Below are 16,527 nucleotides of genomic sequence, written 5' to 3' on the forward strand. Positions count from 1 at the left end.
CGAACTCAGGTTATTTAGCTATCCGGCTGAAATACGTCATGCAATTTATACAACGAATGCGATTGAATCATTGAATAGCGTAATACGCCATTCAACCAAGAAGCGAAAGATCTTCTCTTCTGATGATTCAGTCAAGAAAGTCATTTACTTGGCAACATCAAATGCTGCCAAGAAATGGACCATGCCAATTCAAAATTGGCGTTTAGCAATGAATTGGTTTACGATTCAGTTCGATGATCGATTAAAAGATCATTTATAAAAAATGGAACTTACACAAAATAATTTACAGGCTCTCCTAAAAACCGAGTTAACCAATTAACTCGGTTCTTGCTTTTTCAGACATTTGATTTGGTGTCAGCATACCTAAACTTAAATGAGGCCGATAACAATTATAAATCTCTATCGACTCCGCAATCAGGTGATCCAACTCCTCCATACTATTACAACGTGTTGTTAGAAATTCTTGCTTGAGTATTCCATTAATGGCAGGATAAGCAAAAAAAGTATTTAGATTCTCCCAGTGTGTACGCCAGCTTTTGCTGATCTGTGGGTACTTGTCATCCCATGTTTGAGCAAATTGATCCAAGGCCATCAAGGCTGCCTCTTCAGTAGGTGACTGATAAACGGCTTTTAAATCCTGAGTGACGGCCTTGTAATCTTTCCATGACACGTATTTCAAGCTGTTACGCAGCATGTGGATAATGCACAGCTGGATATGGGTTTCGGGTATACGCTGTTAATAGCATCAGGAAAGCCTTTTAATCCATCTACACAGGTGATCAGAATATCCTGCAACCCTCGGTTTTTCAGCTCCGTCAGAACATTTAGCCAGAACTTGGCACCTTCATTCTCAGCCATCCACATGCCGAGCAGTTCTTTGTGCCCATCAAGATTAATGCCTAAGGCAAGGAATACAGCTTTGTTGATGACACTGCCATTATGACGGACTTTAACCACAATACAGTCCATATAGACGATGGGATAGAGTGCATCCAGCGGACGGTTTTGCCATTCAGCAACCTGCTCCTTGACGGCATCAGTCACCTTGGAAATGAGCGTTGGAGATACATCGGCATCGTACATTTCCTTGAAGGTAGCAACGATTTCACGGGTGGTCATGCCTTTAGCATAAAGGGATAGAATCTGGCTATCCATTTGCGGAGGTAGTTCATCTAGTGCAGCAGATGACTTAAAAATTGGCATATTTGCCAAAGTCAGCTCACCGATTTTGGACTTAATCAACAGTATAGATAAGACTGCTCATAGCAAAGCAGATGACCGCACACAAGCATTACAAGCTGTTGCAGCAGGTGCTCAGGGTTATCAAACTTATAGTGATATCAAAGGTGGCGCATTATTTAAAGCAGAAGCAGGTATTGGCTTTAGCACCAGTGAAAATCAGCAAAACAGCAGTTATGCCACTTCACAACAAAACAACCTAAAAGCGGGCAGCAATGTCAACCTGACCAGTACACAGGGTGATATCCACCTACAAAACACACAGGTGAAAGCGGAAGATAAGATCAATTTCGATTCAGCAAAAAATAAGGATGTTTCAAAAGCTTGGCCTAAAATAATTTTACGCAAAATTTACGCATTCTGATTTTTTCAATATAGAGAATTTACGCAGTCAATTTCCATACTAACACTAACTTATTTTCTAGTGATCTCGACAATGTGGGAATTTATTTCCGTATTTATATTTGCACTGGTTTTGGCCTATCCACTGGGTCGTTACCTTGCCGACGTAATGCAAGCAAAACCGATGAAAAGCGATTTATTCTTTAAATGGCTTGAACAACCCATTTATGCAGCGTTGAAAATTAAACAAACAGGGATGAACTGTCGACAATATTTACTTGCATTTATCTGGAGTAATGTTTTATTGCTCGGTGCTAGTGTTGCAGTTCTCATGACGCAAACATGGTTACCGTTGAACCCCGACCATATTCCAAATATGAACTGGGATTTGGCGCTCCATACAACCATCTCTTTTCTGACCAATACAAACCAGCAGCATTATTCTGGGCAAACGCAACTGTCTTATCTTTCACAAATGACAGTGATTGTCGGACTGCAATATTTATCGCCAATTATGGGTTTAGCCTTATGTGTGGCGATGCTGCGTGCGCTATTTCTGCAACCAGACAAAAAACAAACAACGGGTGAAAAAAGCTGGAAAGATATCAATCTGGGGAATTACTGGATGGATATGATCCGTCCGTTATTTCGATTTTTTATTCCTTTAGCTTTTGTTTTTTCCTTGCTGTTTAGTTTTCAGGGTGTGCCATCGACACTTTCTGCTGGCCCGACAGCGCAGGTACTCGATCATTCGGCAGAGGTCAAAACCCAACATATTCCGCTTGGGCCTGTTGCTCCCATGGTTGCAATTAAACAATTGGGAAGTAATGGTGGGGGATGGTATGGCCCAAACAGTAGTGCGCCTTTAGAAAATCCAACACCATTTTCAAACGTCCTTGAAATGATTGCGATTTTACTGATTCCGCTTTGTGTGGTGTTTATGATTGGACGTCTGATCCAACGTCGGAAATTGATGTGGATGGTCTTCGGCAGTATGTTTTTGATGTCCATGGCATCAACAGTCCTCACCTTATGGACGGAAAAATATTCCTTACTTCCAGATTTGGCTTTAATGGAAGGTAAAGAAACCCGCTTTGGGGTGGATGCTTCTGCACTTTGGGCAAGTTTAACCACACAGGTGAATAATGGCTCGGTCAATATGATGCACGACTCTGCTTCACCATTAACAGGACTGGTTACGCTTTGTAATATGTTGATTAATGCCATTTGGGGCGGAATCGGCTGTGGCTTATTACAATTCTTTATTTATCTGTTCTTGGCTGTCTTTATTGCGGGCTTGATGACGGGGCGTACACCTGAGTTATTCGGACGCAAAATTGAAGTGACAGAAATTAAACTCCTCGCCTTTGTCATTATTTTACAGCCCGCTGTCATCCTGATTTTAACGGCCATTGCCATCGCATTCCCATCCATCACTGCAAATTCAAACCCTGCCTTTCATGGTATTAGTCAGGTTTTTTACGAGTACGTTTCTGCTTTCGCTAACAATGGTTCGGGTTTTGAAGGGCTAGGTGACAACACGTTATGGTGGAACCTAAGTACCAGTATTGCATTGCTTGCGGGTCGTTATAGCGTTTTGATTATCCCTGTTCTAATCGCTGTAAGTTTGGCAAACAAACCACAAGCGATAGAAAGCAAAGGTTCTTTACAGATTGAATCGGTCACATTTGCTTTGGTATTGATTGGGATTGTCTTGATTTTAACGTTATTGCAATTCATGCCTGTGTTGGTCATTGGACCAATTGCTGATTATTTATCACTACGTCTTTAAGCATGGAGCCAGAGCAATGAAACATTCAAATGCGACACAAATGGATATTTTGAATAAAGAAATTATTCAGCAAACTTTTTATAAACTATTACCACAACATGTATTTAAAAACCCTGTCATGGCATGTGTTTGGGTTGGAACGATTCTGACGATTATTGCAACATTGATGGGCAGTACCCATTTAGGATTTGGTTTATTACTCACCCTGATTCTCTTTGTTACGTTGCTCTTTGCTAATTATGCCGAAGCGATTGCTGAAGCCAAAGGGCGAGGTCAGGCTGCATCTTTACGTCAGGCACGTGAAAACCTAATAGCGAATAAAATCGCAGAGATCAATGCAACACCCACGACCATTTCGGCAAATTTACTTAAAAAAGATGATTTGGTGATTGTGAATGCTGGTGAGATTATTCCAGCCGATGGTGAAATTATTCAAGGTTTTGCAACCATTAATGAATCTGCTGTTACAGGTGAATCAGCGCCCGTTTTACGTGAAGCCAATACCGACCGTTCCGGTGTCATTGCGGGAACGAAAGTCTTGTCTGATTGCATTATTGTTCGTGTGAGTACCGAAGCGGGACATAGTTTTCTAGATCGTATGATTGCATTGGTTGAAGGTGCAAATCGTCAAAAAACGCCCAATGAAATTGCGCTGAGTATTTTACTCAATATCATGACCATTACTTTTATTGTGGTGGTAGTGACCTTACCGTTTATTGGTTCAATGGTGGGGATTAAAATTAGCGTTGTATTATTGATTGCGCTATTGGTGTGTCTGATTCCGACCACGATTGGGGGGTTATTACCTGCTATTGGGATTGCAGGGATGAACCGTGCCTTAAAGGCGAATGTGCTGGCAAAATCGGGTAAAGCAGTTGAAGTTGCAGGGGATATTGATGTGCTGTTATTGGATAAAACAGGCACAATTACCTATGGCGACCGTCAGGCAACCGCATTTTATCCATTGGCTGGTGTCAGCTTAACCGAATTGCGTCAAGCGGCTATGCTGACATCGTTTGCAGACCCAACGCCCGAAGGGAAATCAATTGTAAAATTGGGAAAAGAAATGGGAGAAACACTGCAAGAACCTGAACATGCCGAATTTATTCCATTTAGTGCAGTAACGCGTTTGTCGGGTATTGATTTATCAACAGGGCAAAAAATCCGTAAGGGTGCGGTAGATGCAATACTGGATTTTACTCATCAACAAATTGAACACAATATCGAGCTGAAAACCCGAGTGGAGCAAGTCGCTTCAAAAGGTGCAACGCCACTGGTAGTGGCTTCCCATCATGACATTTTAGGGGTAATTGAACTTTCAGATGTGATTAAACAAGGGATTAAAGAGCGTTTTGCACTGTTACGTGAGATGGGCATAAAAACCATTATGGTCACAGGAGATAATCCTTTAACCGCAGCAGCAATTGCAGCTGAAGCGGGAGTAGATGATTATATTGCCGAGGCTAAACCTGAAGATAAACTGGCCTGTATTCGTCAGGAACAATTTGAAGGGAAACTGGTAGCAATGGTCGGAGATGGTACTAATGATGCACCCGCACTGGCACAGGCAGATATTGGCTTAGCCATGAATTCGGGAACACAGGCAGCCAAAGAAGCCAGTAATATGGTGGATTTGGACTCAGACCCAACAAAATTGCTGGATGTGGTTGAAATTGGAAAACAACAGTTAATTACACGTGGCGCATTAACCACATTTTCATTGGCGAATGATGTTTCTAAATATTTTGTGATTTTACCTGCATTGTTTGCAGCCGCTATTCCTCAATTGGGCATTTTAAATATCCTGCACTTGCATAGTCCAAGCAGTGCGGTGGTTTCAGCCCTGATTTTTAATGCGTTGATTATCCCAATGTTGATTCCGCTTGCTCTCAAAGGTGTGCAATTTAAGCCTGCCAGTGCTTTGCAGTTGCTGCGTCGTAATATGCTGATTTATGGTGTAGGCGGTGTCATTTTCCCTTTTATCGTGATCAAGTTGATTGACCTTGTTGTGGCATTGTGGATTTAGGAGAACGACATGAATAGCTTAGAACATCTTCCATTATCAACAGACACTCAAGCAATATTACGCCCGAGTTTAGGTCTAATCGCAATTGGTTTTTTGGTTGCAGGGGTGTTGTATTGCAGTAGTAGCGTATTGTTCGCCCAGTTCCTTTTTCCGAAACAGGCCAATGGCAGTTTAATTGAATTAAATGGCAAAATTGTTGGTTCAAGTCTGGTGGGACAAAACTTTGTAAGTGCGGATTATTTTCATGCGCGACCAAGTGCGGTAAATTATAATGTTGATGCCATGAGTGGAAGCAATATGGCGGTATCCAACCCAGATTTACAGAAAAAAATGCAGGAAAGAAAACAAGCCTTTGCTCAACAAAATCAGATTGCTGAACAACAAGTTCCAAGTGATATGTTGACTGCTTCAGCAAGCGGAATCGATCCTGATATTTCCCCACAGGCGGCATTATTACAGGTAAAACGAATTGCACAGCAACGCCATTTACCTGAACAACAACTGGAAAAACTGCTACAACAACACATCCAATCTGCCCAGTTTGGGGTATATGGATCATCACGCGTCAATGTTCTTGAGTTAAATCTGGCACTCGACCGTTTGTCATCGACTTCATCTCAATAGGACAATACGCATGCAAATCGACCGTAACCATAAAGCCGATGCATGGTTGGCTCAGACCCAACGTGAACAATCTGGACGTTTGACGCTATTTTTGGGGGCGGCTCCTGGGGTTGGTAAAACCTATGCCATGTTGACACGCGCGCATGAGTTGATCCAACAAGGCACAGAGGTGATGGTCGGTTTGGTGGAAACGCATGGTCGAATGGATACAGCGCAGTTGCTAGAGGGGCTACAGGTTATTCCAAGAAAGCGCATCGAATACCAAAAACATATTTTAGAAGAAATGGATCTGGATCAGATTCTAAAATTAAAACCTAAAATTGTTCTGGTCGATGAACTGGCTCATCGTAATGTCCCGCAAAGTCGGCATGAATATCGCTGGCAGGATGTGAATGAACTGCTCGATGCGGGCATTGATGTCTACAGCACGCTCAACATTCAGCATTTAGAAAGTTTAAATGATGTGGTGTATCAGATTACAGGGATTCGAGTCACCGAAACAGTACCTGATGCGTTACTTAAACGGCTGAAAGATATTCGGCTGGTTGATTTACCTGTGCCTGAATTATTGGAACGTATGAAAAATGGCAAAATTTATTTTGCTGACGTTGCACCGCATGCATTACAAGGTTTTTTTAAACCTGCGCATTTAACAGCTTTACGAGATCTCGCCATTCAAACCATGGCGGGACAGCTTGAACTGGATTATCGAGAAACATCGGTTGCACAAGGACAACTCATCCCCATTCAAAACCATGTGATGCTGGCAATTGATGGGTCTGAATTTTCACAAGATTTGGTGCGACGAGCGCATCGGATTGCACAAAGACGCAATGCAACATGGAGTGTGATTTCGATTCAAAAAAATCAGCAGGACAATACACACACATTTGCAGTGACGCAGGCATTTAATTTAGCCCGTAAACTGGGGGCAGATACTCATTTACTCTACAGTCAGCATATCGCATCGACCATTTTACAGGCGGCTTATGATTATGGTGCATCGAATATTTTATTGGGTAAAAGCTCACGAAAAAGGATCTGGCAGCGACTATTTTCAGAGCATATTGCAGACCAGCTTTTAGAAAAGCAGCATCCTTTTGAAATTACTTTTGTCCAGCCACTGAAAAAAAAGTCAGATACAGACCTAAACATCAATCGTTCACAGCAAGCGTTTGGAAAACAACGATTTACCTTTAATTTACGTGAAAGTATTGAAAGCCTATTGATTGTTTTAATCGGGCTAATTGCAGCCGCCGTGAGTGATCAGTTTATTGGATATAGCGAGCTGGCTTTAATTTTTGTGGTGACGGTACTTGTGGTCGCGATGCGGGCACAGATGGTCACAACATTGATGAGTGTTCTGATCTGTTTTCTACTATATAACTACTTTTTTATAGAACCACGATTTACCTTTAGAATCAGTGCTGAACATGGTGTGATGACCATCATCATTTTTATTTTTTCTGCGTTGTTGGTTGGACGTTTAGCGAACCAGTTACGTGCGCAGGTACTGAGTTTACGTGCTGCCAACTCGGTTTCATTGCAGTTGCAGGAACTCGAAAGAAAGCTTTCAAGTTGTGTTGATATTACACAGGTTTTAACGGTTGCCAAACAGCATCTGGAAAGTGCGTTAAGTGCGCATGTCTGGCTTCGGGTGAGTGATCAGGAGTTGGGAGATCGTACTGCATTCAATGAAAAAGACCTTATAGCCGCAGACTGGACACAGAAAAATGCCAAACCTTGTGGACGATTTACCAACACGTTGGTGAATTCGGAATGGTGGTTTAATCCTTTAAATTTAGTTGATAACTGTGGTGTGGTTGCCATTCGTTTTCATCAAAATATCAACAGTATCAGTTTCGAGCAGCAACGTCTGACCGAATTAATGATTGAAGACATTGCGCAGACGCTCTCTCGTGTACAACTCTCGTTACAGTTGGAAAACTCCAGAGTAGTGGCAGAAACAGAAAAGTTACGTTCTGCATTACTTTCTTCAGTTTCTCATGATTTGCGTTCGCCACTTGCTGCCATGATCGGCTCGGCAGATACGCTTAAATATTATGGCAAGCAAATACCAGAAAGCGACCAACAAACCTTACTCGATACCATTCATATAGAAGGTGAACGTCTAGATCGTTATATTCAAAATTTGCTGGATATGACCCGACTCGGACATCAGGGCTTAACGCTGAGCCGTGTCTGGATTGGTGTTGATGAACTGATCGGATCTGCAACACAGCGCCTTAAACGCTATCAGCCTGATGTTAATATTGAGGTATCTATTGAGGATGATTTGCCTCAACTATATGTCCACCCTGCATTAATTGAACAGGCCATTTTTAATGTACTGGAGAATGCTGCCAAATTTGCACCAGATGCAACCCCGATTACGGTGGGCATTAAACAGGATGAAATGTACTTTCAGATCGACATTGCTGATCAGGGCGTGGGGATTCCTGAAAATGAACGTGAACAAATTTTTGATATGTTCTATACCATGCAGCGTGGTGATCGTGGAAAAACGGGGACAGGCTTAGGACTAGCCATTGTGAAGGCGATTATTGGGGCACATATGGGAAGCATTGAAGCACTGGCTGCCCGCTATGGTCAGGGAACCCTAATTCGGATACGATTACCATTCCATCAGGATTAAAACCTTTTTTATGGCGCAGCTTAACCTTCAAACGTCGATTCTTATTATTGATGATGAACCGCAGATTCGTAAATTTCTGGATATTGCGTTACGTGCGCAAGGTTATCAGGTTCATGTTGCTGAAAATGGTATGAAAGGTTTGGAAACCCTTGCGACACGTGGTGCAGATCTGTTGATTCTGGATTTGGGGCTGCCTGATATGGAAGGAAAAGATGTTTTGACCGAGTTAAGGCAGTGGTCGGATATTCCTGTAATTGTGTTGTCGGCTCGCCCCGATGAAAATCAAAAAATTGAACTGCTCGATGCAGGCGCAAATGATTATGTGACCAAACCCTTTAGTATTCAGGAGCTAAGTGCACGTATTCGGGTCATGTTTCGCAACAAACCACTACTTGAACAAAATATCATCTTTAATGATGGCTACCTTTGGGTAGATGTTGCTGAGCATCTGGCGAAAGTGGAAGGCGCAGAAATTGTTTTAACCAAAAAAGAATTTCAGCTTTTGGCGTTGCTGATCCGTCATCAGGGTAAAATTGTCACACAAAAACAAATTATGACCGAGCTATGGGGCATCACCCATAAAGAAGACACGCATTATTTAAGAATTTTAGTGAAAAAACTCAGAACCAAAATAGGAGATTCGGCACTGAGTCCAAAATATATTTTTACCATCGCGGGTGTTGGGTTAAGGTTTGGTGGCGTTTAAAGAAAGCAGCCTAAAACGATCAAAAATAAGATTCGATAAAAAATTCATTGATTGATCAGTCGATATGGTGTTAATAAATATAAAGCTTAATTTGATTGATGTACTACGCTAATCAAAGCACATTCAAATTGAAAACTGATTAAACGACTGACGGATTGCACGATCATTCAATGAACAAGGGAAGTGAAATGGAGAGAGCATTGGACAGGGAACCTGAGATTTTAGATGTTCCTTCTCATGCACTCTTAGAGACATCTACATCAGACCATTCTCAGGATTCAATGCTGGTCGACCAATATCAGCGACAAAAAAGAAAACTCCGTATTTCCTTAACCGACCGTTGTAATTTCAAATGTAGTTATTGCATGCCAGATCATCCTACATGGTTGAGCAAACAGGATATTTTAAGTTTTGAAGAACTGTATCATTTTTGCGCTGTCATGGTAAAACTCGGCATTCATCAAATTCGTTTGACGGGCGGTGAACCGTTAATGCGTAAAGGCGTGGTGAATTTTATCTATAGCCTGAACCAGCTCAGGGCGATAGGTTTAGAACGTATCTCCATGACCACCAATGCCTATTATTTGGAAAAATATGCCGATGAACTGAAACGTGCGGGTTTGGATGATTTAAATATTAGTCTGGACAGTATTCAGCCTGATACATTTTTGAAAATGACCCAAAAAGAATTGGCCCCTGTGCTTCGGGGAATCTTTGCAGCACAACATGCCAAAATTCCGATTAAACTCAACTGTGTGTTGGTACAAGGTGAAAATGACCATGAAGTGTTACAACTGACACAATGGGCATATCAGCAACAGATTCCACTACGTTTTATTGAATATATGCCACTTGATCAGCCGAAACAATGGACACGTGACAAAGTGGTGATTGAAGATGAAATTATTCGAATATTGTCACCACATTTTCAGATTGAACCCCTAAAACGCAGCCAAGACCCCGCCACACTTTATGTGTTAAATCAAAACTTTCAACTTGGCATTATCTCGACCATTAGCAAACCATTTTGTCAAAGTTGTGACCGCCTGCGTATCACGGCAACAGGCGAATTATTCACCTGTCTGTTTGCAAATACAGGAACACCGATACGAAATTTACTCAAATCTGACTGCGAACAGGACTTAATGGACAGGATTTTGCATGCAGTATGGCATAAAAAGGCAGGATATATTGCCTATCAGGCTGCCCCTATTCGTAAAATCAGTATGCACTCGATTGGGGGCTAGATTTGCTGTTTATGCGGTGATGAAGTTGAATAGATTTTATTTCACATCGGTTATTGGTTTCTCAAGAATTTGATTCTTTGCATTTGTGGAAAAACTTTATGAAAAACGTAAGCATGAAGCCCGAGAGCTTTCGTGTTGCCAAAGCAACCTCTGAGTTATTTGCCCCGCCACATTGTTTACAGTTATTGGCACAGGGCAATACTGAAAAAGGAGATGCCTTAAAGACGGCACGTATCGCAGGAATTCTTGCTGCAAAACGAACCGATGAACTTATTCCGTTGTGCCATCCATTACCGATTTCCCATGCTGATATTGACTTTGAGCTGTTGGAAGACCGTGTTCTTATCCATACCACCATCGAAACCATTGCAGCAACAGGGGTGGAAATGGAAGCATTGACGGCTGCAAGTTTGGCAGCTTTGACGATTTATGACATGTTAAAGCCGCATTGTGAACCGCACGAGTTGATGATTGGACAATGTAAGCTTGATCTAAAAAAAGGTGGAAAATCCCACTTTAAACACCATTTACGTCAGCCTGTTGCCGCAGCAGTATTGGTGTTGTCTGACACGGTTGCAGCAGGTAAAAAGCCAGATACAGCAGGACGTTCAGTTGTTGAAACACTAACCGAGGCAGGTTTTGACCCGATTCACTATGAAATTTTGCCTGATGAAGCTGAACAGTTAAAACAAAAAATTGTAGCCTTGACACAATCTTATGGTTGCATCATTACGGTGGGTGGAACAGGAATTGGCAGTCGAGATATTACTGTCGATACAGTACAGCCAATGCTAGAACGTGAGTTGAATGGACTCATGGAAGCGGCACGTGCCTTTGGGCAACGCCGCACACCGTATGCTGCAATGTCACGTGGAGTCGCAGGGTTTATTGATCGTTCGTTGGTGATGACCTTACCAGGAAGCCGAGGTGGTGCATCCGAATCCATGGCAGCAATTTTACCTGCAATGGTTCATATCTTCGATGTATGTCGTGACTTACCCCATCCAGGAGGTTATCAATGAGTTGTGCTGAAACAGGATTGATGAGTGTAGATCAGGCATTGGCGGCATATGCGTTGGTTCAACCTTTGCCACAGATAAAACTTCCGCTAATAGACGCACATCGACATTATTTGGCGTGTGATGTGGCATCTGAGATTTCCTTACCCTTATTTAACCAAAGTGCAGTCGATGGCTATGCGCTCAGAGGTGAGGATATTCAGGCAGGGATGACCGAGTTTCAACTGGTGGGTGAAATCCGTGCGGGGATAGAGGAACACTTACAGCTTGAGTCTGGACAATGTATCCGTATTTTTACAGGTGGGCGTGTGCCTGATTCTGCCGATACGGTAGCGAGACAGGAGATTATGACGGTTAATGACAATACCGCTTCATTGCATCAGCACATTTCAAAAGGTACCGATATCCGTTATCAAGGTGAGGAACTGGTTGTCGGCACAGTTCTTGCAGAACGTGAGCAGTATTTAAAAAGCGGTGTCATTGCTGCGTTGAGTATGGCAGGTGTGAAACAGGTTAAAGTGAGTGCACAACCTCGGATTGCGGTACTGATCACGGGCGATGAAGTGAGTCAGGAACTGGATAACGATGCAAAAGTATTCGATGCAAATACACCGATGGTTTTGACATGGTTTAAAGCGCAAGGTTTCGATCATATTCATATTGAACATGTGATTGATGATGAGCAGCAATTAAATGCAGCCCTCAAAAATGCAATGCAACATTATGATCTTGTTATTACAACAGGTGGTGTTTCGGTTGGAGATTATGACTTGATTCGCCCTGTTTCTATGGCTTTAGGTGCAAAAGAGATTTTTTGGAAAGTTGCACAAAAACCGGGTAAACCACTTTATTTTGCACAATATCAAACATCGCAACACGTGTCGTATTTATTGGGCTTACCGGGGAATCCTGCTGCTGTTTTTGTGTGTTTGGAGATTCATGTTTCAACCTTATTGAAGGCGTTACAGGGTGTTAAAAATGCTCAACCGAAATGGAAAAAGGCGCGCTTGAATGATTCGGTAAAACTTGATCATCGTGAACAGTTTCTAAGAATGAAGCTTGAAGTGAATGAACAAGGACAATTGAGTGTTTCAAAATTGAAAAAACAACAGTCGCATATGCTAAGTAACCTCAACGAGGCAAATGTGATCGGAAGAATTCCAGTTTTAGCAGATGTGAATGAAACTGAGCTTCAATATATTGAATTTATTGATATTCAATAAAATCAATATGGTTCTATTTTAGAGCCAAGTGATTAAGTAATGAATGGAAAGATGCGCTAAAAGAGGGCTAAATGGCTGAAATTAATATTAATATCGAATCTTATGGTGCTATTTGTGCGCATCTTCCATCCGATCTGACACTTTTGTGTGAAGCAGATTGTCGCGTTGTTGACGTATTGGATCAAATCGCAAACCGATATCCTGATTCGGCTGCCATTTTGGCGAAATGTGCTTGTGCGATTGGGGATGAAATGATTCCTCGTTCTTATTTATTAGATAAAAATGCTACCTTGGTGTTACTTTCACCTGTTGCAGGAGGTTAGGTGTGATCGATACGCATCGGATTCAGGACACAGATTTAAGTCTGGATAATTTTGAGGATATTTCAAATTATCCAGAATGTGGTGGCATTGGAATTTTTATCGGTACGGTACGCAACCATCATGAAGGGCGCGGTGTTAAGGCCTTGAAATATACAGCATATAAGCCTATTGCTGAAAAGATGATTCGTGAAATTGAGCAGCATGTCAAAGCAAAATATGCAGTTTCCTATTTACAGGTGATTCATCGGATTGGGGCTTTAGAAATTGGTGATAAAGCGATTATCGCCGTTGCTTATGCTGCACATAGAAAAGAAGCTTTTATGGCATGTGAAGAATTGGTCGAGCGAGTAAAACATGAAGTGCCTGTCTGGAAGGAAGAGTTTTATGTCGATGGAACCAGCCAATATGTTGAAGGTTGTTGTATCCGAAAAGCAGATGATCATGTGCATGATCATCACCATTCACATTAGATAAAAAGTTACGCTGTAAAAAAGCCTGATGTTACAGGTGGATAAATGATTTTATTCAACTTTAATTAAATTTGGTGCTTGCTTGGCTATTTTTAGCGATGTCCCTTGAATTGCGAGTTTTACCGCCTCTCTAGGGGTGAAATTCCCTTGAACTGGATTTGGTTTAATTGCACCTGTCACACTTGTATTTGTCTCAATAAAACATCCAGTACCGTGTGCAATTTGCTGGGCGACTTCATCAAATCGGTTAAAGTTGATATTGTAGTCTAGTTTCTTATCGCATGCTCCATTGGGGTGCGGTGATGTTATTGCACGGTCACTGGCACACGCAACCAAATTCATTGCAATGACCCCTACACAAAATAGTTTTTTCATTTCGTTTTCCTTGAAATTATATTCAAGGCTGATTTTAAGTGGGTGAAGATGAAATACCTTAAATAGAATAAAAAAACGACAAAAAGTCACAAATGGATGTAGGTTGGATGAATTTTTAAGGTGAGTATTTCAATTTTAGTTTTTGTATATTGGAAATAAAAAATAGGATATTCAAATAATAAAGGGTTTCCTTGTCGGGAAACCCTTTATCAGCTATTCGCAATTCGAAGCGGACTGAATATCTACTTCTTTATACAACTTGCAATTATGCTTTAGGTTTTGCTGCTGGAGCATGTGTTGTTGTTGCTTTTTGAGTTTTTACGTTTTGTTTATCTTTTTTCATAACAGATGCAACACATTTTCCACCTTTATGATGCGGTCCTGTACCACCTTGTAATGAACTTCCTTTAGGGCAAGCCATTGCATTTGCACTAACAACAGCAAGACTAATTACAGCAATAGATGTAAGAATTTTTTTCATAGCCTAAATACATTTCGTTGTCAGGTAAAATTACCTACTTGTATCATAATAAAAATTATGGAATAAATTATGTAGTTAATGTGTATTTTTTAAATTTTAAAAGTCTGAACAGTTAAAAAACACCAGAGGATATTTCTGGTGTTTGCTTGGATGAAGTTATTAGCAGTCTTCGGAACGCTTTCGATATTTATGGTCAATTATGGCCCATAGTGCAAAGGCAGTCGAAACGATGAACGCATATAAAAAATATTCGGGTTTTAGATTTCCACTAATGACACCTTGAAATGCAAGCGCAACCATCAAGGCCACTGTGGTAATACAATAGGTCAGCATGTGCTGATTGCTTTTTACAGCATTGATGAAGACTAATTTATTTGTTGAAGTCATCTTCATTCCTCCTGATTGTTTACGATTCGATAAATGTGTTGTTTATGATTTAACTAATCTTTACTGTTTTACTTTGTATTTAAAGTTATTTCAACAGTCATTAGCGTATTTTTGTTAAGGAAATATGACAATGGTGGAAAAACTTTAATTTTTTTGCAAAACAGTGTGACAAATTGGGTGTTCATGTTGCCTTATGGTGATCAAACCGATTTCGTCACAGTAAAAAATAAGCAAAAAAAATGCCTGAATCATTCAGGCATCTTAAAAATATTGCTTATTTTACTTTTGGGTATTGAACTTATCAATGACAAAGCACACTGCAAAGACAATAACCGAAGGAAGTAACCATGCAAGATTTTGTTCGTTGAGTGGTAAGTTCTGTAAAAATGATGGGACAAGAGAACTTAAGCTTGATGCCTTTAATCCTTCAAAAACACCAAAAACCAATGAAATTGTGGTGACAGGTAAGATAATTGTAGAAGGCTTATTAAAGAATTTCCAAAAGAAGCTTAATATAATCACGACAATGGCTGGTGGATAGATTGCAGTTAAAATCGGCACAGAAAAAGCAATCAGTTTTGTTAAACCTAGGTTTGAAATCACCAATGCGAAAAGCACCAAAATGAAAACTAGAATTTTGTATGGAATCTTAGTTAATTCATTGAAATATTCAGCACATGAACAGGTTAAGCCAATTGCAGTCACCATACACGCTAGGAAAATAAGCGCACTGAGGAACAGTGAACCAAGATTACCAAACGCATGTTGTACATAGGCATGCAAAATAACCGCGCCATTGCTTGCATTTGGAATAAATGCGTGACTTTGCAGACCAAGACGGAATAAGCACAAGTAAAGCAATGTCAAACCGATACCCGCCATTAAGCTTGCAATAATCGCATAGCGCATTACCAGTTTTTTATCTGTTACACCACGGGAATGGATCGCTTGAACAATGACAATACCAAATACAAGCGCACCGAGCGTATCCATTGTGAGGTAGCCATTGACTAAACCTTCAGAGACTGGGCGGTCTATATAGTGCTGTACAGGTAATGAAGATCCAATGACAGGAATCAGTAATGTCGTGATACATAAAATCGCTAATGCAACAATTTTAAGCGGTGCAAGGACATGTCCAATCGTATCTAACAGTTTGTTTGGATAGAGTGAAACCAATGCGACCAACGCAAAGTAGATACAGCTGTAAATAAACAAATGGCTTGAAGAATCACCAAAATATGAAGAAAAGCCAATTTCATAAGATACAGTTGCTGTTCGTGGTGTTGCAAATAATGGCCCCACAGAAAGATAACAGACAATCGTTAAAATCAGACTTGCAGTTCGACCAAGGGGCGCACTGAGCGTTTCAATAGAACCCTCAACACGTGAAAGCGCCATGATGGTTAATACAGGTAAACCGACTGCGGTAATTAGGAAGCCAAATGCAGCAAGCCAAACATGGTCACCGGCTTGTTGGGCAACGATAGGGGGAAAGATAATATTACCGGCACCAATGAAAAGTGCAAAGGTCATAAAACCAAGGGCAATAATATCCCCAAGATTAAGCTTAGTCATAGACTTGGAAATGCCTTCTAAATGAAGCGCTAGATTTTA

General features: G+C 41.1%; 15 protein-coding genes and 2 pseudogenes. 12 read left to right on the plus strand and 5 right to left on the minus strand.

Annotated elements, in window-relative coordinates; all coding sequences use genetic code 11:
* Positions 1 to 13 precede the first annotated feature (13 nt).
* Positions 14 to 259: pseudogene (locus ABDV70_RS01065) on the plus strand (IS256 family transposase); the annotation flags it as partial.
* Positions 260 to 307: 48 nt separating this feature from the next.
* On the opposite strand, the pseudogene ABDV70_RS01070 reads toward ABDV70_RS01065, so the two are convergent.
* Positions 308 to 1,158: pseudogene (locus ABDV70_RS01070) on the minus strand (IS256 family transposase); the annotation flags it as partial.
* 70 nt (positions 1,159 to 1,228) lie between these two features.
* Here ABDV70_RS01070 and ABDV70_RS01075 point away from each other — a divergent pair.
* The 11 genes from ABDV70_RS01075 to ABDV70_RS01125 all read left to right on the plus strand — a co-directional run bounded on the left by ABDV70_RS01075 (position 1,229) and on the right by ABDV70_RS01125 (position 13,667).
* A complete protein-coding gene (locus tag ABDV70_RS01075; RefSeq protein WP_343594723.1) occupies positions 1,229 to 1,603 on the plus strand; it encodes a hemagglutinin repeat-containing protein in 375 nt (124 codons plus the stop codon).
* A 72-nt stretch (positions 1,604 to 1,675) separates the two neighbouring features.
* Positions 1,676 to 3,373, plus strand: coding sequence for a potassium-transporting ATPase subunit KdpA (kdpA, locus tag ABDV70_RS01080; RefSeq protein WP_343594725.1), 1,698 nt, complete (start codon positions 1,676 to 1,678; stop codon positions 3,371 to 3,373).
* 16 nt (positions 3,374 to 3,389) lie between these two features.
* Positions 3,390 to 5,399, plus strand: a complete 2,010-nt coding sequence (gene kdpB / locus ABDV70_RS01085) for a potassium-transporting ATPase subunit KdpB (protein WP_343594726.1) — start codon at positions 3,390 to 3,392, stop codon at positions 5,397 to 5,399.
* A gap of 9 nt (positions 5,400 to 5,408) precedes the next feature.
* Positions 5,409 to 6,023 (plus strand): potassium-transporting ATPase subunit KdpC, encoded by a 615-nt coding sequence (gene kdpC / locus ABDV70_RS01090; RefSeq protein ID WP_343594727.1) that lies wholly within the window; start codon positions 5,409 to 5,411, stop codon positions 6,021 to 6,023.
* A gap of 10 nt (positions 6,024 to 6,033) precedes the next feature.
* Complete coding sequence (locus ABDV70_RS01095) at positions 6,034 to 8,679, plus strand: sensor histidine kinase KdpD (protein ID WP_343594729.1); 2,646 nt, start codon at positions 6,034 to 6,036, stop codon at positions 8,677 to 8,679.
* 10 nt (positions 8,680 to 8,689) lie between these two features.
* Complete coding sequence (locus ABDV70_RS01100; protein ID WP_343594730.1) at positions 8,690 to 9,385, plus strand: response regulator transcription factor; 696 nt, start codon at positions 8,690 to 8,692, stop codon at positions 9,383 to 9,385.
* A 281-nt stretch (positions 9,386 to 9,666) separates the two neighbouring features.
* Positions 9,667 to 10,632, plus strand: coding sequence for a GTP 3',8-cyclase MoaA (gene moaA, locus ABDV70_RS01105; protein ID WP_343594909.1), 966 nt, complete (start codon positions 9,667 to 9,669; stop codon positions 10,630 to 10,632).
* 98 nt (positions 10,633 to 10,730) lie between these two features.
* Positions 10,731 to 11,654: a bifunctional molybdenum cofactor biosynthesis protein MoaC/MoaB gene (gene moaCB, locus ABDV70_RS01110; RefSeq protein WP_343594731.1), complete on the plus strand. Its 924-nt coding sequence runs from the start codon at positions 10,731 to 10,733 to the stop codon at positions 11,652 to 11,654.
* Positions 11,651 to 12,874, plus strand: coding sequence for a molybdopterin molybdotransferase MoeA (locus tag ABDV70_RS01115; RefSeq protein ID WP_343594733.1), 1,224 nt, complete (start codon positions 11,651 to 11,653; stop codon positions 12,872 to 12,874). Before moaCB ends, ABDV70_RS01115 begins: the two co-directional genes overlap by 4 nt.
* 71 nt (positions 12,875 to 12,945) lie before the next feature.
* Entirely contained in the window at positions 12,946 to 13,197 is a 252-nt protein-coding gene (locus ABDV70_RS01120; protein ID WP_343594734.1) for a MoaD/ThiS family protein, read from the plus strand.
* 2 nt (positions 13,198 to 13,199) lie between these two features.
* Complete coding sequence (locus tag ABDV70_RS01125) at positions 13,200 to 13,667, plus strand: molybdenum cofactor biosynthesis protein MoaE (RefSeq protein WP_343594735.1); 468 nt, start codon at positions 13,200 to 13,202, stop codon at positions 13,665 to 13,667.
* A gap of 51 nt (positions 13,668 to 13,718) precedes the next feature.
* Here the strand turns inward: ABDV70_RS01125 and ABDV70_RS01130 are convergent, their stop codons facing one another.
* The 4 genes from ABDV70_RS01130 to brnQ form a co-directional block, all read right to left on the minus strand.
* On the minus strand, positions 13,719 to 14,042 hold the full coding sequence (locus tag ABDV70_RS01130) for a hypothetical protein (protein ID WP_343594737.1): 324 nt from the start codon (positions 14,040 to 14,042) through the stop codon (positions 13,719 to 13,721).
* A 265-nt stretch (positions 14,043 to 14,307) separates the two neighbouring features.
* Complete coding sequence (locus ABDV70_RS01135; RefSeq protein ID WP_343594738.1) at positions 14,308 to 14,523, minus strand: hypothetical protein; 216 nt, start codon at positions 14,521 to 14,523, stop codon at positions 14,308 to 14,310.
* 159 nt (positions 14,524 to 14,682) lie between these two features.
* Positions 14,683 to 14,910 carry a hypothetical protein gene (locus ABDV70_RS01140; RefSeq protein ID WP_343594739.1) on the minus strand — a complete coding sequence of 76 codons (228 nt, stop codon included), beginning with the start codon at positions 14,908 to 14,910 and terminating at the stop codon, positions 14,683 to 14,685.
* Between the two features lie 279 nt (positions 14,911 to 15,189).
* Positions 15,190 to 16,488: a branched-chain amino acid transport system II carrier protein gene (brnQ, locus tag ABDV70_RS01145; protein ID WP_343594740.1), complete on the minus strand. Its 1,299-nt coding sequence runs from the start codon at positions 16,486 to 16,488 to the stop codon at positions 15,190 to 15,192.
* Between the last annotated feature and the right edge of the window lie 39 nt (positions 16,489 to 16,527).

Origin of the sequence: Acinetobacter sp. (assembly GCF_039596015.1) — a bacterium.
GTDB lineage: Bacteria > Pseudomonadota > Gammaproteobacteria > Pseudomonadales > Moraxellaceae > Acinetobacter.